This is a genomic window from Pantoea sp. E956-1 (assembly GCF_982223955.1).
In genome coordinates this window covers 37867-60666 of record NZ_CEUYZP010000012.1, presented here as the reverse complement: position 1 = coordinate 60666, position 22800 = coordinate 37867, and the positions used below count along the sequence as shown (strand labels likewise).

The following is a 22800-nucleotide window of genomic DNA, read 5'->3' as shown; positions in this document are numbered from 1 at the left end:
CGTCCATCCGGACGGTGTTTTTTTTTCGACTCACAAACCGGCAGCAGAATTACTTCTTCTGTGCGCGCTCGTAAGAGGAGATGATTTCAGCTTTAGCGGCTTCGGCATTATCCCAGCCATCCACTTTCACCCATTTGCCTTTTTCCAGATCTTTGTAGTGCTCAAAGAAGTGGGTGATCTGTGCACGCAGCAGTTCTGGCAGGTCGTTCACATCTTTGATGTGATCGTACTCTTTAGAGAGTTTGGTGTGCGGAACGGCAACCAGCTTGGCATCTTCGCCAGACTCGTCGGTCATTTTCAGCACGCCAACCGGACGGCAGCGGATCACTGAGCCTGGAACCAGTGGATACGGGGTCGGAACCAGTACGTCAACCGGATCACCATCCAGAGAAAGGGTATGGTTGATGTAGCCGTAGTTGCACGGATAGAACATGGCGGTAGACATGAAACGGTCTACAAACAGGGCACCAGACTCTTTATCAACTTCATATTTGATCGGATCAGCATTTGCTGGGATCTCAATGACAACGTAGATATCTTCTGGCAGGTCTTTACCTGCTGGCACCTGGTTCAAACTCATCTGGCATTCCTTCAGTAGTCGTATGTTGAGTATCGGCTATTATAGCCAACTGACTCTGAAAGTATGCCCCCTTTTTGGCGTTTCGGAATGCGCCCAAACGCTACTTAGCCGCCACAAACAGCGAAACAATGCCTGCGGCAATCAGTGGTCCTACCGGCACCCCACGGAAGAACGCCACGCCAATCACTGTACCAATCAGCAGACCACCAATCACCGAAGGCTGGACGCTCATAAAATTCACGCCACGCCCGCCCAGCCAGGCGACAACAATGCCCACCAGAATCGCAACAATCGACTTCCAGTTAGCAAACGACTTGATCAGCGCGGAGGCGGGCAGTGAGCCGCTTGCCAGCGGGGCCATCACCGCCACCGTAAGAATAATGATGCCTAAGGTAATGCCCTGTTTTTCTACGTAGGGGAAGAACTGAGCCAGCGGGGTAATTTTAATCGCCAGCAGCACCAGAATTGAAATCGTGACCGCGTTGTTGTGAACGAAATAACTCAGTACGGCGAGGCAAATCAGAATGATGGTCGAGGCGTAAGCAGCCATGGTTTCTCCCTGAAGGTTAATGAGCGCGCTGACTTCAGTCAGCGCAAAAACCGGTTATCGATCAGCAGTCATTGGGGTTAGCACAGCTGCCTTTACCGAGTGACTGCAACATCAGTGCCTGATTGCGCACCAGACTCAGGCTCTGAGCGCTCAGCGCCACGCTGCCCAGCGTGCCTTCTGTACTGAGCTGGCTGCGGCTTGCCTCAAGCCAGCTGTCGCGGTAGCTCAGCCAGGCGCGCTGTGCGGCTCGCAGTTTGTTTTCAGGTTCGCCGGAGAGGGTTTTCATCAGTTTGTTGTACTGCTTATTCATCTCCAGGTCCCCAGGCCCGATTAGCCGCAGCATAGCACTGGTTCATGGCAAGGGTCGTAGAGGCGTCATTGAGGCAGCGATCGGGCGAGGCGTCCGGGGGCATATCCTCTGCCAGCGCCGCCGTACTGAGGCATAGCAGCATCAGAAATAATCCTGGTTTCATTCTTTTCTCCGGATAACGGATAAGCGGCGATTAGCTTGATGGATGTTTCCGTGATGATCAAGTTGTTAACACTAATCAGGGTTAAAGTTTCGCGCCGTTACTGCCGATACTTCATCCGTTTTAGGGCCGCTGGAAAATTTGCCTTTTCACATACACGGAAACTATCTGGATGAAACAGTTATCACTTCGCACGGGGTTGCTGGCCTTGCTGGCATTTATGACACTGCTGCTGTTGGCGGTGAGTTTTATGGGTATCGTGGCAATTAACAAAGGGAATCGCTCGCTGGATGTGATCAACCGCATTCAGGGGATCGAGCTGAACAGTCTTTACCAGAGCAATGCCGATCTGATGCGAGCCCGCTCTAACGCAGCGCTGGCAGTGCGTAAAATTGAAATTGGTTTGCTGGAAGAGGGGGCGGCAGTAACAAAGCTGTCGCAGGCGGATGTGGTCTCATCACAGCAAAGCCTGAAGCGCTTTGTGGACGCCGGAACGGTGACGGCGCACGGCAAAAAGCTGGCCGATGCGGTTTCGGCCAGTTACAAAGCCTATCTCGACCAGGGCATCAAACCGATGATGAACGCCCTGGATAAGCAATATACCGACGAGTATTACCAGCTGCTGGAAGGCAACCTTGCGACGCTGGCGGCCAGCTACAACAAGGCCGTCACGGACTTCAGCCAGCTGGCCGATCAGATCACCCAGGCCCAGCTGGCGCAGGCGGCCTACAACGAAACCAAAATGAAAATCCTGATCGCCGTGGCGGTGGTATTAACACTGCTGCTGCTGGTGCTCGCCTGGCAACTGCTGCGTCGGATGCTGCTGCAGCCGCTGAATCTGGCCATTCTCCATCTTGAGCAGGTTGCGGCGGGCGACCTCTCGCAGGCGCTGCCGCCGTCGGGCAACAATGAGCTGGGGCGGCTTAATCATGCGCTCGCCGGGATGCAGCAATCGTTGCGTACCTCGGTGAGTCAGGTGCGCGAAGCGAGTATGCAAATCGACATCGGCAGCCGTGAACTGGCCGCGGGTAACGTCAATCTGTCGCAGCGTACCGAAGAGTCCGCCGCCTCGCTGGAACAGACTGCGGCCAGCATGGAGCAGCTCACGGCAACCGTGCGGCTTAACGCCAGCAACGCCCAGCAGGCACACCAGCTGGCTAACGCGGTCTCTGATACGGCCGATCGCGGCGCGGAGGTGGTCTGCTACGTGATGGAAAAAATGCATGAAATTACCGACAGTGCCAATCGTATCGGCGATATTCTTGGCGTGATTGATGGTATCGCCTTCCAGACCAATATCCTGGCGCTCAACGCCGCCGTTGAAGCGGCGCGCGCAGGCGAACAGGGCCGTGGCTTTGCGGTAGTGGCAAATGAAGTGCGCACGCTGGCGCAGCGCAGCGCTAACGCGGCCAAAGAGATCCGTACGCTGATTAGTGATTCACAATCGCGGGTCAAAGAGGGCAGCGAGATGGCGACGCGGGCCGGGGAAACCATGGATGAGATTTCTGGTGAGGTCATGCGCGTAACGGCGCTGATGAAAGAGATCTCGATGGCCTCCGACGAACAGAGCCGTGGCATTGAGCAGGTCAATCTGGCGGTCACGCAGATGGATGCGGCAGCGCAGCAGAACGCGGCACTGGTGGAGCAGGCCACCGCCGCGACTCAGTCGCTGGAAGCGCAGTCCGATCAGCTTCAGGCAACCATGGCGCAGTTCAGGTTGCAGACGGCGTAAAAACAGCCAGGGCGCGATATACGCGCCCTGGCTTTTTACTATCACTACTTATATCACTGTCGGATTAACCCTGACGGCAATCCGGGAACTCGGCCAGGAAACGCTCAACGTCGTTCACCATCGCCTCGTTACCGCAGTAGAACGGGCAGCGCTGATGCAGCGTGACCGGTGGGATATCCAGAATACGCTTCTGACCGTCGCTGGCTTTACCGCCCGCCTGCTCTGCCAGGAACGCCATCGGATTGCACTCATACAGCAGACGCAGCTTACCCTGAGGATGGCTGGCGGTGCTTGGGTAGAGGTAGATGCCGCCTTTCAGCAGGTTACGATGGAAATCCGCGACCAGCGATCCGATGTAACGTGAGGTATAAGGACGGTGCGTTGGCAGATCCTCTTCCTGACAGAACTTCAGATATTTCTTCACACCCTGCGGGAAACGAATGTAGTTACCTTCGTTAATGGAGTAGGTGTAACCCGTTGGTGGATAGGTCATACGTTCGTGGCTGAGGCAGAATACACCCAGAGACGGATCGTAAGTAAACGCATGCACGCCTGCACCGGTGGTATAAACCATCATGGTGGAGGAGCCGTAAACCACGTAACCGGCAGCGACCTGCTTGTTGCCTGGCTGCATGAAGTCCGCTTCAACAACCGGTGTGCCCGGTTCGCTGACGCGGCGGTAGATAGAGAAAATGGTGCCGACGGAAACGTTAACGTCGATGTTAGAAGAACCATCCAGTGGATCCATTAACACCACGTACTTACCGTTTTCTTCGCCTTCAAAGATCACAAACTCGTCTTCTTCCTCAGAAGCGATACCGGCGACGATGCCACGTGCTTTCAGTGCTGCCTTCAGTTTCTCGTTAGCAAACAGATCAAGCTTCATCTGCTGCTCACCCTGAATATTCTCGACGCCGCTGGCACCCAGAATATCCACTAAACCGGCTTTGTTGATATCGCGGTGGATGATTTTGGCACCCAGCTTAATAGCGGAAATCAGCGCTGTCAGTTCACCTGTAGCGTGCGGAAAGTCATGCTGCTTCTCGACGATAAATTCGCCCAACGTTTTCATAAAACATTCCCTGAATCTTCGATGGAGTGGCAGCACGCGTAACAGTCTGCCAACGGATGCGTACGCAGTTTAGCCGATTGAACTTCAAAAACCATAGTCCTAATCCGTTTCTTCCGTCTGCGAGCGGCGTTACACTGTGCGCCGAACTTTTGAGTAATGGATCACGTAATGCGCATTCACATCCTCGGGATTTGTGGCACTTTTATGGGCGGCCTGGCGATGCTGGCCCGTTCACTTGGTCATCAGGTGACCGGGTCAGACGCCAACGTTTACCCACCAATGAGTACTTTGCTTGAACAGCAAGGCATTGAATTAACAGAAGGTTATGACGCCAGTCAGCTTGACCCGATGCCTGATTTAGTGATTATCGGTAATGCGATGACGCGGGGTAATCCCTGCGTGGAAGCGGTGCTGGAACGCAACATTCCTTACCTCTCTGGCCCGCAGTGGCTGCACGATTTCGTGCTGCGCGATCGTTGGGTGCTGGCGGTGGCGGGAACTCATGGCAAAACTACCACAGCCGGCATGGCAGCGTGGATTCTTGAGGCCTGCGGCCTTGAGCCAGGCTTCATTATTGGTGGTGTGCCCGGAAACTTCGATGTCTCGGCAAAATTAGGAAAAAGTCCATTCTTCGTGATTGAGGCGGACGAGTACGACTGCGCGTTTTTCGACAAGCGTTCCAAGTTTGTCCATTACTGCCCGCGTACGCTGATCCTCAATAATCTTGAGTTTGATCACGCCGATATCTTTGACGATCTGCGGGCGATCCAGAAGCAGTTCCACCATCTGGTGCGGATCGTACCGGGCCAGGGCAAGATCCTGCTGCCGGAACATGATCCTAACCTCAAACAGGTGATGGCAATGGGCTGCTGGAGCGAGCAGGAGAACGTCGGCGAGCACGGACACTGGCAGGCGAAAAAGCTCACCAACGATGCCTCTCACTGGGAAATCTGGCTCGACGGCGAAAAAGTCGGGGAAGTGAACTGGGCGCTGGTGGGTGAACACAATATGCACAACGGGCTGATGGCGATTGCTGCCGCCCGCCATGTGGGTGTGAAGCCGGAAGATGCAGGCCAGGCGCTGAACAGCTTTATCAATGCGCGTCGACGGCTGGAGCTGCGCGGCGAAGTGAACAGCATCAAAGTCTATGATGATTTTGCCCACCATCCGACCGCGATTCTGGCGACGCTGGCTGCTCTGCGCAGCAAAGTTGGCGGCAGAGCGCGTATTCTGGCTGTGCTGGAGCCACGCTCTAATACCATGAAGATGGGCGTCAGCAAGAACGATCTGGCACCGTCGCTGGCGCGTGCTGATGAGGTCTTTCTTTTCCAGCCGCACCATATTCCGTGGCAGGTATCCGATGTCGCAGAAGCGTGCATTCCACCTGCGCACTGGAGCGCAGATATCGATACCCTGGTGGAAATGGTGGCCAAAGCCGCTCAGCCAGGCGACACGATTCTGGTCATGAGCAACGGCGGGTTTGGCGGCATTCATCAGAAGCTGCTGGACAGGCTGGCATAACATCACAGGCGCCCGTTTCGGGCGCTTTTTTTAAAAGCGTTATTCCCGTAAATATTATCCCCTCAATAAATCCCGCATATTTTTGAATTCGATCTGCTCACTCTTCCTGCCGTTGCCATATTTTTCTTATTAGTGTCTGAAACAGAAAGGCCGCTCTTGCCGGTTATTTCTAGCATCATCCCTGATGTTGCTGAGGAATAATAATTAAAGCGTTAAAGTTAAAGGAATAAATAACGGGTTATCTTTATGCGCGGTCTTATATTGATGATGATTTTAAATATAAGTTAACTTTGAGTTAAATGAATGCGTTCTGATAATTCATTGCTCTGATTACCACTAATAAGGATGTTCATATGGGAAATAATATTTCATTGCCGTTTTTACTGGGCGCCGCGCTGTTATGCAGTTCTGCTGCGGCGCTGGCCACTGCCACCGTTGATTATCGGCATGAGTACCGCCTTCGCGACCGCACACACTACGACAAGCTGGGTCTGAGCACCACGCTGCCGGACAATATGTTTCTCGGCGTTGAAACCAAATTCAAAACCGGCGGCGCAGACCCAAAAGACAAATATTATAACGACACCGTGTTAAATGTGGTGGAGGTGACCTTTCTGAAATCGTATTACTGGGGGAACTGGACAGTGTCGCCTTTTATTCAGCCTGAGTTTAACTCCTCGCGCACCGAATGGAAATTTGGTGTAGCACCCTGGTATAAATTTAACGATCGCTGGTCTCTCGGTGGCCTTTATCGTCTTGAACTGACCGATTACGCGCATGACGATCAATGCCGTACCGGAGGTATTGATTATTGCGATACAGACCGGCATCGTACTGCCAACCGTTTTGACCTCTATCTGAGAAATAAAAGCGATCGGCTGACTACCACCTATAAGCTGGTGTATAAGCACGCGGATGCGAAACTCTTTGCCAATAAACATGATGATTACGAACAGGAGTTACAGTTCGATTATGCGCTTGGCAACGATCGCGTCTGGGTGCCTTACGTCACCTTTGGCGATATCGGACGTTCTGCGACATCGAGCGAACGCCAGCTGCGGCTGCGTACCGGTATTCTCTACATCTATCGATGAATGCGCTGCCGGGAGGCGGGCGAGGCTGCCCGCCATGGCGTTACTTCGCTTCGGCCAGTTCGCGCAGATACTGGAAAATCTGACGGGCAGACTTCGGCGGCTTGCTGCCCGCTTTCTCTTTCTGCGCGTTACGGATCATGCTGCGTAACTGCTGACGATCGGCATCGGGATAAAGCGCAATCACGTCGCCCATCGCGTCATCACCCTGTTCAATCAGACGATCGCGCAGCATTTCCAGTTTATGGAACAGCGCAACCTGCTGGTTATGGCGATTATTGAGCTTGTCCAGCGCAACGCGGATCGGCTCCACATCAATACTGCGCAGCAGTTTACCGATCAGCTGCAGCTGACGGCGGCGACCCTCTTTCTTGATGCGCTGTGCCAGTTCAACTTCGGTACGCAGGCGCTCATCCAGCGGGATTTTATCCAGCGAGTTTTTACCCAGATCAACCAGTTCGGCTCCCAGGCGTTTTAACTCTTCTGCATCGCGTTTAATTTCACTCTTACTGACCCAGATAATCTCTTCATCTTCTTCTTCGTCATTATCTGGCACATCGTCGAGCCACTCATCGGGCTGTTTGGTCATTTCCGGGCTCCCAAAAAAAAGAGGCTAATCCTACCAGTTTATCGGGTGACTGCGAAATTGTTCTCTGACTCTGATAGACTCAAATCATTCACACATAAGATTAGACGGCAGGTCGATGAACGTATCTACTCAGGTTGCAGAACAGCGAAAAGTACTGGAGCAGGCCATTGCGCAGGCACTTGAACTGGCTAAAGCAAGCACTGACAGCGCGGAAGTGGCGGTCAGTAAAACCACCGGCATCGGGGTCAGCACCCGCTATGGCGAAGTGGAAAACGTCGAATTCAACAGCGACGGTGCGCTGGGCATCACCGTCTATCATCAGAATCGTAAAGGCAGCGCCTCATCGACCGATCTCAGCCCGGACGCGATCAAACGCACCGTGCAGGCGGCGATTGATATTGCGCGCTATACCTCGCCCGATCCCTTTGCCGGTCCGGCCGATGCAGAGCTGCTGGCCTATGATGCGCCAGACCTGGATCTCTACCATCCGTGGGAGATTGATGCTGACCGCGCCATTGAACTGGCTGCGCAGGCGGAACAGGCATCACTGCGCGCCGACAAGCGTATTACTAATACCGAAGGTGGCAGCTTCAACAGCCATGTCGGCATCAAAGTCTTTGGCAACAGCCACGGTATGTTGCAGAGCTACTGCTCAAGCCGTCACTCGCTCTCCAGCAGCGTGATTGCCGAGCAGGATGGCAACATGGAGCGCGACTACGCCTACACCATTGGCCGCGCGTTTGAAGATTTGAAGAGCCCGGAGTGGGTCGGTGCAGAGTGCGCGCGCCGCACGCTCTCCCGTCTGGCACCGCGTAAACTTCCGACCATGAAAGCCCCGGTGATTTTCGCCTCAGAAGTGGCAACCGGCTTATTTGGTCATCTGGTTGGCGCGATCAGTGGCGGCAACGTTTACCGTAAATCGACCTTCCTGCTGGATTCTATGGGTCAGCAGATTCTGCCGGAGTGGCTCAACATCAATGAACAGCCGCATCTGCTGAAAGGGCTCGCCTCCACGCCATTCGACAGCGAAGGGGTGCGTACCCAGGCGCGCGACATCATCAAAGATGGCGTGCTGCAGACCTGGCTGTTAACCAGCTACTCAGCCCGTAAACTGGGCCTGACCAGCACCGGTCACGCTGGTGGCATTCATAACTGGCGCATTGCAGGTCAGGGCCACAGCTTTGACGACCTGCTGAAGCAGATGGGCACCGGATTAGTGGTGACCGAGCTGATGGGACAGGGCGTCAGCGCGATTACCGGTGATTACTCACGCGGTGCGGCCGGTTTCTGGGTCGAGAATGGCGTTATTCAGTACCCGGTCAGCGAAGTGACTATCGCCGGCAATCTCAAAGAGATGTGGCGCAATATGGTGACCATCGGTGACGATATTGAAACCCGCAGCAATATCCAGTGCGGTTCAGTGTTACTGCCTGAGATGAAGATAGCGGGACAATAAAGATGGATTCTGAAAGCAGCCGGTTGGCTGCTTTTTTTTCATCACAATAAGAAAGGAAAGAGCGATGCGTAAGCATGTGATTGCAATGTTGTCTGCTTCTTTGTTGTTCTCCAGTGCCAGCCTCTATGCGGCCGATCTGGAGCAGGATATGGATACGCTGAATGCCAATCTGAAGATCGTCAAAAAAACCGACGATGCTCAGGAGATGCAGCAGGCGCTGACCAAAATGCGTACCGCAGCACAGGATGCGCGACAGGGCACGCCGGATAAGCTGGAAGGCCAGCCAGCTGACAGCCCACAGGTGAAAGATTTCCATGCCGGTATCGATTCGCTGATCGCGCAGATAGATGTGGTCAGTACACTGGCGAAAGCCAACAACGTGGACGGAGCGAAACGCGAAGCAGCGAAGTTCGACGACATCCGCAACGCCAACCATAAGAAATTCCGTTAATCAGATCGCCGGCCAGCCAGGCCGGCGGTTTTTTACCATCACTTCTGCTTATCACCGCACCCTGAAGCCCCGCATGTCTGGCTTGTCGCCGCACAACATCACCGATTTTCACGGTTAAACCCATCAAGTTGCGCATTATGCGACGCATGTCGCACTAAGCGTGCAGCCTGCGATCTGACGCACAACCTTCACTTCAATTTCCACTTGCTGCTGGAAATGTTGCCTCTCCACAGCCGGGGTGTTGACCGTTAATTTATTTCTAACGCGAATTATCCGGTTTAACAGGAGTAGCAAGGTGAGCAATAACGGCGTCCCGGTGTATGAAGCGCCACCTGAGAAAGTGCAACAGCTGGCTGACAGGGTGATGACGCAGATTGCGGCGATCTATCAGCAACAGGGTATTCAGCCCAATGCGGTTCAGCAGCAGATGCTGCAATCGCATGTCGGTGCCATGGCGTCACGCTCGCTGAGCGGTGAGCCGCTGCCGGAAGTCGAAGCGGAGCTGTTTGAAGATATTCCGCCGGAAACGTTAGCGCTGGCGCAGCAGGTCGTCGATCTGTTTGGCAACCTGCCCCGCGAAGAGGCCTGGCTGCTGTCAGTGCATATTGAAGTCGCGCGATCAAACAACTAGAGAGGAACACAACATGGTAACAGTAGTGATTGGCGATCGTTTAGGTAAAGGACAGAAAGTGGCTGCGGGCATCGAAAAAGCGGGTGGCCGTGCTGTCGTGGTGCCCGGTGTCGCCGCTGACATGAAACTGGGTGACGTAATGAAGGCGGAAAACGCCGATTTCGGCATCTCGTTCTGCGGCAGCGGCGGCGCCGGTGCTATCACCGCTCAGAACAAATATGGCTACAAAGCAAAACATGGCATGCGTTCTGTCGACGAAGGCGTCACCGCCATCAATGAAGGTGCCACGGTGCTGGGCTTCGGCTTTATGGATAAAGAAGAGTTAGGTGAGCGGCTGGTGCAAGCCTGGAACAAGAAGCACGGCAGCTGATTATGAAAGAACAATACGTTACCCAGGTGACGGTCGAGGGCAAAGGCGACACCAAAGCGAAAGCCTTTGCCGATGCCCTGAGTCGTGTGCAGAACCAGGTTCTGCGCGCGACGCAAAAAATTCTGCTGCGCATTGAACCTCAGGATGTCCGGGTGCTGCGCGCGCAGGAGAGCGTCAAAACCGAGAAGTTTCTCTTCTTCTTTCTGGCGCGCCAACGGCGGAGCTTCAGCGTCACGCTGGAGATCACCGTCAGCGTCACCGTTTTCGACACCGAACAGGTGGCGTTCACGGCGGCATCGTAAAACAGAGCCTGTTAACGCCAGCCAGTCGTTTGCCCGATGCTCTGCTGTCGCGACATCGCGATGATCAGGTGTGGGCGATGCGGCGGCGTGCGAGAGGGCAGGTAAAAACGACAACAAGGTACAACAACATGTTTTTAATCATTTTGTTTAAGTCGTTGATCATTGGCGGGCTGGTAGGGGTCGGCGTCGGTGCGGGTGCTGCGCGCATGTTCCACGCGCCAACCACTCAGGGCATGGGCGCTTTCCGTACGCTGGGCGAGCTGAACTCGTGCGAGGGCGATCCGGCATCCCACTTCTCCTTTGGTCTTGGCTTCTTTTTCAATGCCTGGGCATCGTCTGTTGCAGCCGGTTCATTCACTCAGGATGTGGATCATCGCATCATTCCAAACTGGGGTGCGGCCGCCTTGATGGTGAAAAATCGTAATGTGGCGGAGACGCTGCACGATCCGAAAAAAATGGCCATCGCCTGCGGCATCATCGGCATGATCGTGGTCGCCTTCCTCAACTCCACCGCCTCGGCTGTTCCGGCTGCACTGCAGGTCACGGCGGTCAAAGTGCTGGTGCCCGCTGCTAACCTGCTGGTGAACACCGTCATGCCGGTGATCTTCTGGCTGGCGGCGATCGACGCAGGCAGAAAGTCAGGCTTCTGGGCCACCATTTTTGGCGGTCTGGCGCAGCTGATCATGGGTAATGCCGTGCCAGGACTGGTGCTGGGTATCCTGATCGGTAAAGGCGTGGAAGAGAGCGGCTGGAACCGGGTCACCAAAGTCATGATGACCGCCATCGTGCTGCTGTTTGTGCTGAGCGGCTTCTTCCGTGGTTTCGACATGAAGCTGCTGCAGTCCTTCCAGCTCGGCATTCCCGGCTGGCTCGACATGATCCACAACTCAGTCAGCGGCAAATAAGAGGCGATGCGATGAACGAAAATAAAGGCTTCTGGTACGCCGACTGGTCTTTCCCGATCTTTGTTGGCCTGCTCTCTTCTGGCGTCTTTGCCGGGACACACATGTATTACCTCTATGGCATCGGCGCGTTCAACGAAGTGGCGTTTGTGTCGATGCTGCGCGCAGGCATGGAGACCGGTGTCTATGGCGCGGTCGCCGCCTTTGGTGCCAGCTTCCTGTTCGCCCGCATCATTGAGGGATCGCTGGTGGGCATTCTGGATATCGGCGGCGCGATTCAGACCGGCGTCGGGCTGGGTGTACCGGCACTGCTGCTGGGTGCGGGCATCGTCTTCCCGGTGGCGAACTTCGCTGCCTCGCTGGCGACGGGCCTGGTAATTGGTGTGGCGATTGGCTACCTGATTATTCTGGCGCGTAAATTCACCATCAATCAGAGCGACTCAACCTACGGCGCAGACGTGATGATGGGAGCAGGTAATGCCTCGGGGCGCTTTCTGGGCCCGCTGATCATCCTGTCAGCCATGGCGGCATCCATTCCGATTGGCCTGGGGTCGCTGCTGGGCGCGCTGCTCTTCTATCTCTGGAACAAGCCCATTACCGGCGGCGCCATCCTCGGCGCGATGATCCTCGGGGCACTGTTTCCGATTGCTCTCTGATCTCACCGGCAGCCCGGCTGCGGGCTGCCGTTAAGGAGAAACCATGTACGACTTGATTATCCGCGGTGCGCGTCTCAGCGATGAGCAGGTGGTCGACATTGCGCTGCAGGATGGCCGCATCGCCGCCATAGGCAAGGTGCAGGGCAACGCACAACGCGAGCGCGATCTGGCTGGCCATTACTATCTCAGCGCAGGCTGGATCGACTCCCACGTTCACTGCTATCCCAAATCACCGATTTATCATGATGAAGCGGATGCGATTGGCGTAGCGCATGGCGTCACCACGGTTGTCGATGCGGGCAGCACCGGCGCAGAGCACATTGATGACTTTTACCGGCTGACACGCGCGGCACAGACCCAGGTTTATGCGCTGATCAATATCGCCCGCACCGGTATCGTCACCCAGAATGAGCTGGCTGACATGACGCAGATAGATGGCGAGGCGGTGCAGCAGGCGGTGGCGCGGCTGCCCGATTTTATTGTCGGCCTCAAGGCACGCATCAGCAGCAGCGTGGTGGGCGAGAATGGTGTGCAGCCGCTGATCAAAGCGAAGGCGATCCAGCAGGAAACCGGCGGGCTGCCGCTGATGGTTCACATTGGCAATAATCCGCCCAATCTCGATCAGATTGCGGATCTGCTCACCACGGGCGACATCATCACGCACTGCTTTAATGGCAAACCCAACCGTATCCTGACGCCGCAGGGCGAACTTAAAGCGGCGGTAAAACAGGCTATTGCGCGTGGTGTCAGACTCGATGTCGGCCACGGCAGTGCCAGCTTCAGCTTTGAAGTCGCCCGCGCGGCGATTGCGCAGGGCATTCTGCCCGACACCATCAGCTCTGACATCTACTGCCGCAATCGTCTGGCCGGACCGGTTCACAACCTGGCGCATGTGATGTCGAAATTTTTCAGTGTCGGTATGACGCTGCCGCAGGTGATTGACTGTGTAACGGTTAATGCGGCGGCAGGACTGCGCCTGCAGCGCAAGGGCCAGCTGAAAGTCGGTTACGACGCCGATCTGACGGTGTTTAGCGTCAAAGAGGAAACCCGGCCATTCATCGATTCAGAAGGTGAACAGGTCGCAGGTGAGAAGCATCTGGTCCCGCTGGCGGCAGTGGTCGCTGGTAAGTGGATCGCGACTGAAGAAGGAATAGCGCATGACCTCGGTATATGAAAAGTATGGCCTGAAGCCGGTGATTAACGCCTCTGGCCGTATGACGATCCTCGGCGTCTCTACGCCATCGAGTGAGGTGATCGATACGGTAAAATATGGCCTCGATCACTACTTCGAAATGAAAGATCTGGTGGATAAGACCGGTGCTTATATCGCCGGTCTGCTGAAGGTGGAGAACGCGCTGGTGGTCTCCTGCGCCTCGGCCGGTATCGCCCAGAGCGTGGCGGCGGTGATTGTGAAAGACAACGACTGGCTGGTGGATAACCTGCATGCCGCGCCGCTGACCGTCCCGCATCAGATTGTGGTGCCGAAAGGGCACAACGTGAACTATGGCGCACCGGTCGGCAGCATGGTGGCACTGGGTGGCGGGCAACTGGTAGAAGCGGGTTACAGCAACGAGTGCTCACCCGCCCAGCTGGCGGCGGCGATCACCCCACAGACCGCGGCGATCCTTTATGTAAAATCGCACCACTGTGTACAGAAGAGCCATCTCGATGTGGCGCAGGCCGCAGCCGTTGCGCGCCAGCATGGCGTCCCGCTGATCGTCGATGCGGCGGCGGAAGAGGATCTGCAATGCTACTACCAGGCGGGTGCCGATCTGGTGATCTACAGCGGAGCAAAAGCGATTGAAGGGCCGACCAGCGGGCTGGTGATTGGCCGACACCACTACGTTGAGTGGGTCAAACGCCAGACCAACGGTATTGGCCGCGCGATGAAAGTGGGCAAAGAGGGGATCCTGGGGCTGACCCAGGCGATTGAAAACTATCTGACGCAGCCAAAAATCAGTGGCGCGCAGATGGTAGAAAAAATGACGACGTTCATTGAACAGCTCAACAGTCTGAATGGCGTGACGGCCCGGGTAGTGTGGGACGCAGCAGGACGCGACATCGCACGTGGTGAGATCAAGTTCGACGAAGCCGCGATCCAGCAGCGCACCGGCGATCTGGTGCAGGCGCTGAAAAGTGGTGATGTGGCGATCTACTTCCGTGGATACAAAGCCAACGAAGGGATCATTGAGGCGGACGTACGCAGCGTCAGCGCCGATCAACTGCACACGATTTTCACCCGCATTCAGGCACTGTTACACGGAGAGAAAAACGCATGACGCTGACACCCCATTTTTATCAGGATCGTCTCTGCCTTAACGTACTGGCGGGATCGAAAGAGAATGCGCGCGCCATCTGGCAGGCGGCAGAAGGGCATGTGCTGGTCGGCGTGCTGTCGAAAAACTACGCCAGCAATGAAGCCGCTATCGCCGATATGCGCGAATATGCCGCGCTGATCGATAATGCGCTCTCGATTGGTCTGGGTGCGGGCGATCCCAACCAGTCACAGATGGTGAGTGAGATCGCGGCAGTGCTGCAACCGCAGCATGTGAATCAGGTCTTTACCGGCGTTGCCACCAGCCGTGCGCTGCTGGGGCAGTCGCAGACGGTAGTGAACGGTCTGATCTCGCCCACCGGCACGCCAGGGCAGGTGAAAATCTCCACCGGCCCCCGCAGCTCAAAACTGCGTGACGGGATCGTGCCCGTCGAAACGGCGATCGCGATGCTGCAGGATATGGGCGGCAGCTCGGTAAAATATTTCCCGATGGGCGGTCTGCAGGCGGTGGATGAGTATCGCGCTGTGGCGGAAGCCTGTGCAAAACTGGATTTCTGGCTGGAGCCAACCGGCGGCATCGATCTGGAAAATTTCGGTGAGATCGTGCGCATAGCGCTGGAGGCGGGCGTCAGCAAAGTGATCCCGCACGTCTACAGTTCGATCATCGACAAAGCCAGCGGAGAGACCCGCATTGAAGATGTGAAACAGTTGCTGGCTATCTGTAAAACGCTGCTGGCTTAGAGATCAACACGATCCGTCTGCAACAGGCAGATCGCGCAACATGGACGTTGCGAGACGATCTCCGTAGGCTGATGTTCCCACTTTCTGTCTGCAAACAGGTAACGCTTGTGAGATTTCCCAATCAGCGCCTTGCGCAACTGTTCGATGCCATGCAAAACGAAACGCTGCCTCAGGATGAGCTGGCGCGGCGTTTCGCCGTCTCGACACGCACCGTGCGCACCGATATCACGGCGCTGAATGCGCTGCTGGCAGAACATGGCGCGCAGTTTATCCTCAATCGTGGCGCGGGCTATCAGCTGAAGATTGAGGATGCTCAGCGCTTTCAGCATCTGCAACAGCATACCGCGTCGCCGCTGCGGGTACCGCGTACCTCGCCGGATCGGGTTCGCTACCTGCTGACCCGCTTTCTTACCGCCGCCTATTCCCTGAAACTTGAAGAGCTGGCAGAGGAGTGGTTTGTCAGCCGCGCCACCCTGCAGAATGATATGGCGGAGGTGCGCGAATGGCTGGGGCGCTATCACCTTACCATTGAGAGCAAGCCACACTACGGCATGAAGCTGTTTGGCAGCGAAGTGGCAATTCGTACCTGCCTGACCGACCTGTTATGGCAAATCGATCAGGCGCAGCCCGAGAGTCCGCTGCTGACTATCGAAGCGCTGAACAGCGGCATGCTGGAGACGCTGCGCCCGCTGCTGCAAAGCTGTTTTGCTCAGCACAACATTCGGCTTAGCGATGAGGGCGAACGCTATCTGCGGCTTTACTGCGCCGTGGCGGTGCGGCGCATCAGTGAAGGCTATCCGCTTAACGATCCGGGTGCAGAGGAGATTGGTGATGAGGTGCGTGAAGCGGCCCATCACCTGATTAATCTGATGCGCCCGCTGGTCAGCAAACCGATTTCACCGGCGGAAGAGAACTGGCTGCGGGTCAATATCGCCGCGCGACGCATTCAGGCGATTGCGCCCAGTGCCATCAATGCGGATGACGCCGACGCGCTGGTGGATTACCTGCTCAGCTTTATCAACACGCACTACAACTTCAATCTGCAAAACGATCAGCAATTGCGTGCTGACCTGCTCACCCACATCAAAACCATGATTACGCGGGTGCGCTATCAGATTCATATTCCCAACCCGCTGCTCAGTAACATCAAACAGCACTATCCCATGGCCTATGATGTCACCTTAGCGGCGGTGACCAGCTGGGGAAAATATACCCCTTACGTGATCACCGAGAATGAGATTGGTTTTCTGGTGCTGCATATCGGTGTCGGGCTGGAGCGCCACTATGACGTCGGTTATCAGCGTCATCCGCAGGTGCTGCTGGTCTGCGACAGCGGTAACTCCACGCTGCGAATGATTGAGGCGATGCTGCTGCGCAAATATCCGCAGTTGCAGGTCACGGCGCGTCTGTCACAGCGCGAGTATGAGGCGCGTAGCCGCATCGACGAAGATTTTGTGATCTCTACCATCCGGCTCAGCGAAAAAGAGAAACCGGTGGTGGTGATATCGCCGTTTCCCACCAGTTTTCAGCTGGAACAGATTGGCAAGCTGGTGCTGGTGGACCGTACCCGGCCCTATATGTTGGCGAAATTTTTTGATGCCCAGCACTTTCATATCGTCGACAGGCCGATGACCCAGTCTGAACTGTTCCGCCAGCTGTGCGATCAACTTGAGGCCGAGGGATTTGTGGATGCGGCGTTCTATCCGTCGGTTGAAGAACGCGAAGCGATTGTCAGCACCATGCTCGGTGAAGGCATTGCGCTGCCGCACTCGCTGGGGCTGCTGGCAAATAAAACCGTGGTTTATACCGTGCTGGCACCGCACGGCATCGCCTGGGGGGACGATACCGCCTATGTCATTTTCCTGCTGGCGATCAGCAAAAGTGAATATGAAGAGGCGATGGCGATATACGATCTGTTTGTGACGTTCCTGCGTGAAAGGGCGATGACCCGTCTGCGGGACAGCACCGATTTCACCTGCTTCAGAGCGGTGGCGATGGATTGCCTGAGCCGCTCCTGGCCCTCGCCCTGAATCGCCGCATTAGTTTTTCTTCGCCAGCAGGCGCGGGATCTCGCGCAGGCACCAGGATTTGGCTTCGCCCATACTGTCACGCCGCCACGCCATAATAATATCGACTTCGCGGGTATATTCCGGACTCACCACCCGCAGACGGCCTTCCGCAATATCCTGCTCCACCAGCGAATAGGGCATAGTCGCCACGCCCAGGCCAGCCAGCAGCGCACGGCGCTTGTCGTCCATGCTGCTCACGGTCAGGCGCTGCTGCTTATCCAGCAACTGCACGGTCAGCACCGGACGTTCCCGCGCGGTATCCGCGACCGCAATGCCACGGTATTTCACCCGCGTCACTTCAGACTGGGGTTCAGGCTCGTTATGAATCGGGTGGTCAGCACTGGCGACGTAAACACTCATCATGGTGTAGAGCTTGCGGGTATTGATCTCGGTGGAAGCGCGGAAGTGCATATCGGGGGCGATCACGATATCGGCCCGGCCCTGTTCCAGCCGTTCCCACGCGCCCGCCAGCACTTCCGTCACCAGCGAAAACTGCGTATTGGCTTTGTCGGCCAGCCGCGTCACCAGCGGAAACAGTGCATCAATGGGCACCAGTGCTTCGGTGACGATGGTCAGATGGGTTTCCCAGCCACGCGCCAGCGCTTCCGCATCGGTGGTGAGCTTATCAGCCGCTTCCAGCAGTACCCGGCCACGCTCCAGCAGCATGCGTCCCACGTTGGTAAATTTGGTACGGTGACCGGAACGGTCAAACAGCACCACATCCAGCTCCTCTTCCAGCTTTTGCATGGTGTAGCTGAGGGCAGAAGGGACGCGCCCCAGTTCATCCGCTGCCGCGGCAAAACTGCCACGCCGATCAATCGCATCCATAACGCGTAAAGATTCAAGGGTTAACGCACGCTCTTTAGCCATCCCGGTTCTCTGTCAGGAAATTTGAACATGCCCGGCAGATTAACTGGCTAACAATCCGGCGTCCAGACTTTTACCATGGGAGCATATAGTCCGTGGCCGATCCTCGTCACCGGATGCTGGAGGTAAACAATGATAACGACACGCAGTGCGTCCGCATGTGGTCAGGCCGATTTCGGCTGGTTACAGGCGCGCTACAGTTTTTCTTTTGGCCACTATTTTGATCCCAAACTGATGGGGTACGCGTCGCTGCGCGTACTGAACCAGGAAGTGCTGGCGCCGGGTGCCGCTTTTCAGCCGCGCACCTATCCCCAGGTTGATGTCCTGAACATCGTGCTGCAGGGTGAAGCTGAGTACCGCGACAGCGAAGGCAACACGATCAGCGTGCGGGAAGGGGAGGCGCTGCTGCTCTCTGCCCAGCCGGGTGTGAGTTACACCGAAATGAATCTGAGCAAAGATCGCCCGCTGACACGCATGCAGCTCTGGCTGGCCGCCTGTCCGGAGCGCGAAAATTCGCGGATGCAGAAAATCGCCCTGACGGATGGCCGGTTGTCCCAGCTGATCGCCTCGCCGGATGGCATGGACGACAGTCTGCAACTGCGTCAGCAGGTGTGGATTCACCAGGTCGAGCTGGCACCAAACGAAAAGTATTCGCTGCGGTTACAGGGGCCGCGAGCCTATCTGCAGTCGATTCACGGTTCGCTGGAAGCGATGTCCGGCACGGATCATCAGGAGAAGCTGGGCTGTGGCGATGGTGCCTTTTTGCAGGAAGAGAAGCTGTTGCAGCTGAAGGCGAAAACCGCGACCCGCGCGCTGGTCATCGACATTCCGGTCTGAACATCGGGCAATAAAAAAGGCGGCCATGGCCGCCTTTTTTGCGTTTTGCGTATTACTTCAGCATGGTGAAGGCCGTGGTGACGTGCTTCACGCCACTGACGCGGCTGGCGACATCAGCCGCTGCCTGCGCTTCCTGCGGTGTCACCAGACCCAGCAGGAACACTTCGCCATTCTCCGTCGTCACTTTCACATTGGAGGATTTCACCTGATCGCTGCCCAGCAGCTGCGAGCGGATTTTGGTGGTGATCCAGGTGTCGGACGATGTGGTGCCCAGCGTCACTTTCTGGCCGATGCGGATCTCGTTATAGACTTCGGTTGCGCCATCAACACCCATGGTGATCTGTTTGGCACGACCGGCGATCTCCTGCGAAGGCGCCTGACCGGTCAGCAACACTTTGCCCTGATAGGCCGTCGCGATAATGCGGGCATCGGTTTTAATCTGCTGATCTTTAGCCAGCGCGTTAGTCACGCGTAGCTCCAGCGTGCTGTCATCAACCTGCGTACCCACCGAGCGTGGATCAGTGGCCGTTTTAGTGGCAACCGCTGCGCCACCCGCCACAACCGCAACGCAGCCCTGCAGCAGCATGGCGGTTAACAGAATAGCTATAGCATTCAATGCTTTCATTCGTGCTCCTTCGGTCATTCCTGATGGGGAAAGAGAGTGTTATCGATCAGATCGCATAGGCAATTAACGGTGAGCATATGCATCTCCTGAATACGGGCGCTGCGGTGCGACGGAATGCGGATCTCCACATCCTGCGGACCCAGCAGTCCGGCGAGCTCTCCGCCATCATACCCGGTAAGCGCAACGATAGTCATATCGCGTGTTACCGCCGCTTCTACGGCCTTAACGATATCACGGGTGTTGCCACGGGTTGAGATAGCCAGTAACACATCGCCTGCGTGTCCCAGGGCGCGCACCTGCTTGGCATAGATTTCATCGTGCAGGCGGTCATTACCAATCGCGGTCAGCATCACGTTGTCGGCACTCAACGCCAGCGCCGGTAAGCTTGGGCGTTCGGTCTCGAAACGGTTGATCATGCTGGCGGCGAAGTGCTGTGCATTGGCGGATGAGGCACCGTTGCCACAGCTCAGGATTTTATTGCCATTCAGTAACGACTGCACCAGCGTCATAGCGGCGCGGGAGATGGCATCGGGCAACGCTTCGGCTGCGGCAATCTGAGTTTGAATACTTTCGGTAAAACACGCTTTAATTCTGTCCTGCACACGACCACCTGGTTCTAAACGTCTGCATTAAAGGCATTCGGCAGCCACTCGAGCGCCGTGCCGGTAATGGCGATGATGTCGAAACGGCAATTCACTGTTTCAAAACTGCCGCCGCGTTGCGCCAGCCAGAGAGCGGCAGCGCGCAGCAGCTTTTGTTGTTTATTCCGGGTTACGCTGGCGAGCGCGCCACCATAACGCGCATCGCGTCGGTAGCGAACTTCAACAAACACCCAACAGTGCCCGTCACGCATTATCAGGTCAAGTTCACCATTGCGAAAGTGAACATTACTGGCGACCCATTTCAGGCCAGCCTGCTCCAGATAGCGCCGGGCATCTTCTTCATGCCTGGCGCCGGTCTGACGCCGATTTAGTTGGCCGGTGCGATTTCGCCCCGACGATACTGGTTCCATGTCAACTTCCTGTTGATCACACAATCCGTGTTGGCGCTGAGCTTGCCGGTATTGCCGTCCAGCGTAAAGCCAGGTGACTGACGCATCTGGTTAAAGTGATTCGCCAGCGTCCAGGCATCCATTCCCATGGCATAGAGACGCACCAGCGAATAGTCATTATTGAATGACTTCGACGTCTGCTGCATCAGGCCAGGATTGCTGCCGGAGAGCAGCGGAATATCGCTGAACTGCAGGCCATCCATTTCCAGACGGAAGTCCGGGCCGGCACCTGCCTGCGCGCTGCGCGAACTGGCGTAGAGCGAGATATTGCTGCGACTGCCGGTGCGCATGGTGATCATCGGTTTGATCAGCTGCAGTTCGTCCTGCGTTGAGACGATGTAGACCGCATCGACGCCACCACCGCTGCTGGTGCTGACCACATCTGGCGTGTTCTGCTGCGGTGCCGGGATAGTCAGGCCCGCAATCGTAACACCCTGCGGCTCGGCAGGTGCAGCGTTCACTGGCGTACCGGATAAGCTGATGCCCGCGCCGCTGTTAATGCCCTGTTTCAGCTCTGAGGTCGAACCAAAGCGCTGCTGCATCACCGTGCTGCCACCCAGCGTCTGCCACTCCTGAGCAAAGGCGTTGGTGACGCGATCGCCCAGTCCGCTGCGCGGAACCAGCAACAGCGGCTGGCGTTTACCCTGATCCCAGATATGGTGCGCCGCATCGCGCGCTTCGTCTTCAGGAGAAAGCGCAAAGTAGCAGATATTCGGATGGTTCTGGATCTTTTCCGGCTCGTTGAGCGCCAGCACATTCAGTGGCGTCTGGCTGTTGGCGACCTTCTCAACGTTGCTCTTCAGCAGCGGGCCGACCACGATGGTGGCACCATCCTGCTGTGCCTGTTGCATCACCTGCTCAATCGGCTGGCTGCTGGTGTCATAGACCTTGATCTGTGCGTTGCTGGCCGGTTCTGCGGCAGCAGGCTGAGATTGAGGCTGTGGCGTCGTGTCGGCAGGTTGTTGCTGCTGCGGCGCGCTGATTGGATCGGTGGAAGAACCAGCAGCGGCAGCGGGTTGGGTGCTGGCTGTTGCATCAGCAGCGGCGGGCTGAGCAGCTGCTGGCTGAGCGACCGGCGCGGAGATGCCATTCTTCGCATCATTAAAGCCTTTCTGAATCGCGTTGGCGAACACCTGCGCCTGGCCATTCAGCGGCAGCAGCAGCGCAATAATGCTGGTTGAAGCTTTGGTGTAGTTCTGCATCTGGCTCAGCTGCGTCGGCAGCGTTTTGGCCGCCGGGTTCTGCGGATAGCGGGTCTGCCAGTCTTTGATGCCTGACTTGAGCATCTCAGCATCCTGCGTGTTGGCGCGCCAGACCGCGAGCAGATCCAGCCAGCCCTGCAGCACATTTTCATCGGCATTGATGACCAGGTTGCTGACTTCCTGCGGCGACATCTGGGTCAGTGTCTGCCAGGTGGCGTCGATATTGCCCTGATGATCGGTGCCTTTCAGCAGCGGCTCCTGGGCAATATAGTTGCGCAGCAGCGAGAGTGAAGGGCGACCCTGTGCGCTGGCGATCTGCAGGCTGTAATAACGCGCCAGCTGATCCTGCGACAGTGCGCCGGTTTTCACTGCCGCTAACAGCGGTTCGGCGTCTTTGATCTTCTGCTGTGCAATCAACAATTGCGCTTTCAGCAGCAGGGATTCCTGTTGCTGCGTCTCAGAGAGCTGCTGCGGCAACTGGCTCAGTTGCTGAGTCGCCTCAGGATACTTTCCTTCCTTCAACAGGGCGCGGATTGCAAGTAATTGCCAGTCGGTCTTGCTATCATCGCTGCTTTGCTGCGCTTGCTGCAGATAGTAAGCGGAGCTGGCTGTGACGGGCCCCTGAATATTGACGGTTGAGGTTTGCGGCCCCTGACCGCTACATGCGGCTAAAATCAGCCCGGCAAGAATGACAGGCAGAAAGCGTCCTGCTTTATGACGAACGACTTTTGAAGGAAGCATACTGTATCCAGTGATGTTT

24 protein-coding genes and 1 pseudogene are annotated in these 22800 nt (G+C 56.3%); 15 read left to right on the top strand and 10 right to left on the bottom strand.

Annotated features, from left to right (window positions below):
- Positions 1 to 49: 49 nt before the first annotated feature.
- From ppa to AC0T7J_RS21620, 3 genes and pseudogenes are all read right to left on the bottom strand, one after another.
- On the bottom strand, positions 50 to 580 hold the full coding sequence (gene ppa, locus AC0T7J_RS21630; RefSeq protein ID WP_003855519.1) for an inorganic diphosphatase: 531 nt from the start codon (positions 578 to 580) through the stop codon (positions 50 to 52).
- 100 nt (positions 581 to 680) lie between these two features.
- Positions 681 to 1130 (bottom strand): DUF441 domain-containing protein, encoded by a 450-nt coding sequence (locus AC0T7J_RS21625; protein WP_473796921.1) that lies wholly within the window; start codon positions 1128 to 1130, stop codon positions 681 to 683.
- Between the two features lie 61 nt (positions 1131 to 1191).
- Positions 1192 to 1603, bottom strand: a pseudogene (locus tag AC0T7J_RS21620) (lysozyme inhibitor LprI family protein).
- A gap of 169 nt (positions 1604 to 1772) precedes the next feature.
- Here AC0T7J_RS21620 and AC0T7J_RS21615 point away from each other — a divergent pair.
- Positions 1773 to 3332 (top strand): methyl-accepting chemotaxis protein, encoded by a 1560-nt coding sequence (locus AC0T7J_RS21615; RefSeq protein ID WP_473796918.1) that lies wholly within the window; start codon positions 1773 to 1775, stop codon positions 3330 to 3332.
- A gap of 64 nt (positions 3333 to 3396) precedes the next feature.
- Here AC0T7J_RS21615 and fbp read toward each other — a convergent pair whose 3' ends face one another.
- A complete protein-coding gene (gene fbp, locus AC0T7J_RS21610) occupies positions 3397 to 4404 on the bottom strand; it encodes a class 1 fructose-bisphosphatase (RefSeq protein ID WP_010256459.1) in 1008 nt (335 codons plus the stop codon).
- Between the two features lie 168 nt (positions 4405 to 4572).
- Between fbp and mpl the strand changes: the two genes are divergently transcribed.
- Both mpl and AC0T7J_RS21600 read left to right on the top strand, forming a co-directional pair.
- Positions 4573 to 5925, top strand: a complete 1353-nt coding sequence (gene mpl, locus AC0T7J_RS21605) for a UDP-N-acetylmuramate:L-alanyl-gamma-D-glutamyl-meso-diaminopimelate ligase (protein WP_473796915.1) — start codon at positions 4573 to 4575, stop codon at positions 5923 to 5925.
- Between the two features lie 353 nt (positions 5926 to 6278).
- Complete coding sequence (locus tag AC0T7J_RS21600) at positions 6279 to 7019, top strand: oligogalacturonate-specific porin KdgM family protein (RefSeq protein WP_115758027.1); 741 nt, start codon at positions 6279 to 6281, stop codon at positions 7017 to 7019.
- Between the two features lie 40 nt (positions 7020 to 7059).
- Here the strand turns inward: AC0T7J_RS21600 and yjgA are convergent, their stop codons facing one another.
- On the bottom strand, positions 7060 to 7605 hold the full coding sequence (gene yjgA / locus AC0T7J_RS21595) for a ribosome biogenesis factor YjgA (protein ID WP_473796912.1): 546 nt from the start codon (positions 7603 to 7605) through the stop codon (positions 7060 to 7062).
- Between the two features lie 115 nt (positions 7606 to 7720).
- Here yjgA and pmbA point away from each other — a divergent pair, with 115 nt between their 5' ends.
- From pmbA to AC0T7J_RS21540, 11 genes are all read left to right on the top strand, one after another.
- On the top strand, positions 7721 to 9061 hold the full coding sequence (gene pmbA / locus AC0T7J_RS21590) for a metalloprotease PmbA (protein WP_473796909.1): 1341 nt from the start codon (positions 7721 to 7723) through the stop codon (positions 9059 to 9061).
- 64 nt (positions 9062 to 9125) lie between these two features.
- Positions 9126 to 9512 carry a cytochrome b562 gene (gene cybC / locus AC0T7J_RS21585; RefSeq protein ID WP_473796906.1) on the top strand — a complete coding sequence of 129 codons (387 nt, stop codon included), beginning with the start codon at positions 9126 to 9128 and terminating at the stop codon, positions 9510 to 9512.
- Positions 9513 to 9807: 295 nt separating this feature from the next.
- On the top strand, positions 9808 to 10143 hold the full coding sequence (locus AC0T7J_RS21580; protein WP_473796903.1) for a glycine dehydrogenase: 336 nt from the start codon (positions 9808 to 9810) through the stop codon (positions 10141 to 10143).
- 13 nt (positions 10144 to 10156) lie between these two features.
- The gene (locus tag AC0T7J_RS21575) at positions 10157 to 10513 is read left to right on the top strand and encodes an SFCGS family glycine-rich protein (protein ID WP_010256477.1); all 357 of its coding nucleotides are present in this window, start codon (positions 10157 to 10159) and stop codon (positions 10511 to 10513) included.
- A gap of 2 nt (positions 10514 to 10515) precedes the next feature.
- Positions 10516 to 10815 carry a DUF4312 family protein gene (locus tag AC0T7J_RS21570; RefSeq protein WP_010256479.1) on the top strand — a complete coding sequence of 100 codons (300 nt, stop codon included), beginning with the start codon at positions 10516 to 10518 and terminating at the stop codon, positions 10813 to 10815.
- 128 nt (positions 10816 to 10943) lie between these two features.
- The gene (locus tag AC0T7J_RS21565; protein ID WP_010256480.1) at positions 10944 to 11720 is read left to right on the top strand and encodes a DUF4311 domain-containing protein; all 777 of its coding nucleotides are present in this window, start codon (positions 10944 to 10946) and stop codon (positions 11718 to 11720) included.
- Positions 11721 to 11731: 11 nt separating this feature from the next.
- The gene (locus AC0T7J_RS21560; protein ID WP_010256482.1) at positions 11732 to 12373 is read left to right on the top strand and encodes a DUF4310 family protein; all 642 of its coding nucleotides are present in this window, start codon (positions 11732 to 11734) and stop codon (positions 12371 to 12373) included.
- 43 nt (positions 12374 to 12416) lie between these two features.
- Positions 12417 to 13547 (top strand): amidohydrolase/deacetylase family metallohydrolase, encoded by a 1131-nt coding sequence (locus AC0T7J_RS21555; protein ID WP_473796898.1) that lies wholly within the window; start codon positions 12417 to 12419, stop codon positions 13545 to 13547.
- A complete protein-coding gene (locus tag AC0T7J_RS21550; RefSeq protein WP_473796895.1) occupies positions 13531 to 14652 on the top strand; it encodes a DgaE family pyridoxal phosphate-dependent ammonia lyase in 1122 nt (373 codons plus the stop codon). The genes AC0T7J_RS21555 and AC0T7J_RS21550 overlap by 17 nt, the downstream gene beginning before the upstream one ends.
- Positions 14649 to 15389 (top strand): 2-dehydro-3-deoxy-phosphogluconate aldolase, encoded by a 741-nt coding sequence (gene dagF / locus AC0T7J_RS21545; RefSeq protein ID WP_473796892.1) that lies wholly within the window; start codon positions 14649 to 14651, stop codon positions 15387 to 15389. Before AC0T7J_RS21550 ends, dagF begins: the two co-directional genes overlap by 4 nt.
- A 107-nt stretch (positions 15390 to 15496) precedes the next feature.
- Entirely contained in the window at positions 15497 to 17419 is a 1923-nt protein-coding gene (locus tag AC0T7J_RS21540; RefSeq protein WP_473796889.1) for a BglG family transcription antiterminator, read from the top strand.
- A 9-nt stretch (positions 17420 to 17428) separates the two neighbouring features.
- On the opposite strand, the gene AC0T7J_RS21535 is transcribed toward AC0T7J_RS21540, so the two are convergent.
- Positions 17429 to 18328 carry a LysR family transcriptional regulator gene (locus tag AC0T7J_RS21535; RefSeq protein ID WP_013359142.1) on the bottom strand — a complete coding sequence of 300 codons (900 nt, stop codon included), beginning with the start codon at positions 18326 to 18328 and terminating at the stop codon, positions 17429 to 17431.
- Positions 18329 to 18457: 129 nt separating this feature from the next.
- Between AC0T7J_RS21535 and AC0T7J_RS21530 the strand changes: the two genes are divergently transcribed.
- Complete coding sequence (locus AC0T7J_RS21530; RefSeq protein ID WP_473796886.1) at positions 18458 to 19162, top strand: pirin family protein; 705 nt, start codon at positions 18458 to 18460, stop codon at positions 19160 to 19162.
- A 52-nt stretch (positions 19163 to 19214) separates the two neighbouring features.
- On the opposite strand, the gene dolP is transcribed toward AC0T7J_RS21530, so the two are convergent.
- From dolP to AC0T7J_RS21510, 4 genes are read right to left on the bottom strand one after another with little or no spacing between them, the layout of a single operon-like run.
- On the bottom strand, positions 19215 to 19787 hold the full coding sequence (gene dolP, locus AC0T7J_RS21525) for a division/outer membrane stress-associated lipid-binding lipoprotein (RefSeq protein WP_010256504.1): 573 nt from the start codon (positions 19785 to 19787) through the stop codon (positions 19215 to 19217).
- Between the two features lie 14 nt (positions 19788 to 19801).
- Positions 19802 to 20389, bottom strand: coding sequence for a DnaA initiator-associating protein DiaA (gene diaA, locus AC0T7J_RS21520; RefSeq protein WP_010256507.1), 588 nt, complete (start codon positions 20387 to 20389; stop codon positions 19802 to 19804).
- A gap of 14 nt (positions 20390 to 20403) precedes the next feature.
- Positions 20404 to 20799, bottom strand: a complete 396-nt coding sequence (locus AC0T7J_RS21515) for a YraN family protein (RefSeq protein WP_031594359.1) — start codon at positions 20797 to 20799, stop codon at positions 20404 to 20406.
- Positions 20757 to 22781: a penicillin-binding protein activator gene (locus AC0T7J_RS21510; RefSeq protein WP_031594360.1), complete on the bottom strand. Its 2025-nt coding sequence runs from the start codon at positions 22779 to 22781 to the stop codon at positions 20757 to 20759. Before AC0T7J_RS21510 ends, AC0T7J_RS21515 begins: the two co-directional genes overlap by 43 nt.
- Positions 22782 to 22800 lie beyond the last annotated feature (19 nt).

Coding starts and splice junctions, on each gene's coding strand:
- ppa (WP_003855519.1), bottom strand. CDS start 580: ATGAGTTTGAACCAGGTGCCAGCAGGTAAAGACCTGCCAGAAGATATC.
- mpl (WP_473796915.1), top strand. CDS start 4,573: ATGCGCATTCACATCCTCGGGATTTGTGGCACTTTTATGGGCGGCCTG.
- pmbA (WP_473796909.1), top strand. CDS start 7,721: ATGAACGTATCTACTCAGGTTGCAGAACAGCGAAAAGTACTGGAGCAG.
- AC0T7J_RS21550 (WP_473796895.1), top strand. CDS start 13,531: ATGACCTCGGTATATGAAAAGTATGGCCTGAAGCCGGTGATTAACGCC.
- AC0T7J_RS21555 (WP_473796898.1), top strand. CDS start 12,417: ATGTACGACTTGATTATCCGCGGTGCGCGTCTCAGCGATGAGCAGGTG.
- dagF (WP_473796892.1), top strand. CDS start 14,649: ATGACGCTGACACCCCATTTTTATCAGGATCGTCTCTGCCTTAACGTA.
- AC0T7J_RS21615 (WP_473796918.1), top strand. CDS start 1,773: ATGAAACAGTTATCACTTCGCACGGGGTTGCTGGCCTTGCTGGCATTT.
- dolP (WP_010256504.1), bottom strand. CDS start 19,787: ATGAAAGCATTGAATGCTATAGCTATTCTGTTAACCGCCATGCTGCTG.
- AC0T7J_RS21570 (WP_010256479.1), top strand. CDS start 10,516: ATGAAAGAACAATACGTTACCCAGGTGACGGTCGAGGGCAAAGGCGAC.
- AC0T7J_RS21600 (WP_115758027.1), top strand. CDS start 6,279: ATGGGAAATAATATTTCATTGCCGTTTTTACTGGGCGCCGCGCTGTTA.
- yjgA (WP_473796912.1), bottom strand. CDS start 7,605: ATGACCAAACAGCCCGATGAGTGGCTCGACGATGTGCCAGATAATGAC.
- fbp (WP_010256459.1), bottom strand. CDS start 4,404: ATGAAAACGTTGGGCGAATTTATCGTCGAGAAGCAGCATGACTTTCCG.
- AC0T7J_RS21530 (WP_473796886.1), top strand. CDS start 18,458: ATGATAACGACACGCAGTGCGTCCGCATGTGGTCAGGCCGATTTCGGC.
- AC0T7J_RS21560 (WP_010256482.1), top strand. CDS start 11,732: ATGAACGAAAATAAAGGCTTCTGGTACGCCGACTGGTCTTTCCCGATC.
- AC0T7J_RS21625 (WP_473796921.1), bottom strand. CDS start 1,130: ATGGCTGCTTACGCCTCGACCATCATTCTGATTTGCCTCGCCGTACTG.
- AC0T7J_RS21575 (WP_010256477.1), top strand. CDS start 10,157: ATGGTAACAGTAGTGATTGGCGATCGTTTAGGTAAAGGACAGAAAGTG.
- AC0T7J_RS21510 (WP_031594360.1), bottom strand. CDS start 22,781: ATGCTTCCTTCAAAAGTCGTTCGTCATAAAGCAGGACGCTTTCTGCCT.
- AC0T7J_RS21515 (WP_031594359.1), bottom strand. CDS start 20,799: ATGGAACCAGTATCGTCGGGGCGAAATCGCACCGGCCAACTAAATCGG.
- cybC (WP_473796906.1), top strand. CDS start 9,126: ATGCGTAAGCATGTGATTGCAATGTTGTCTGCTTCTTTGTTGTTCTCC.
- AC0T7J_RS21565 (WP_010256480.1), top strand. CDS start 10,944: ATGTTTTTAATCATTTTGTTTAAGTCGTTGATCATTGGCGGGCTGGTA.
- AC0T7J_RS21535 (WP_013359142.1), bottom strand. CDS start 18,328: ATGGCTAAAGAGCGTGCGTTAACCCTTGAATCTTTACGCGTTATGGAT.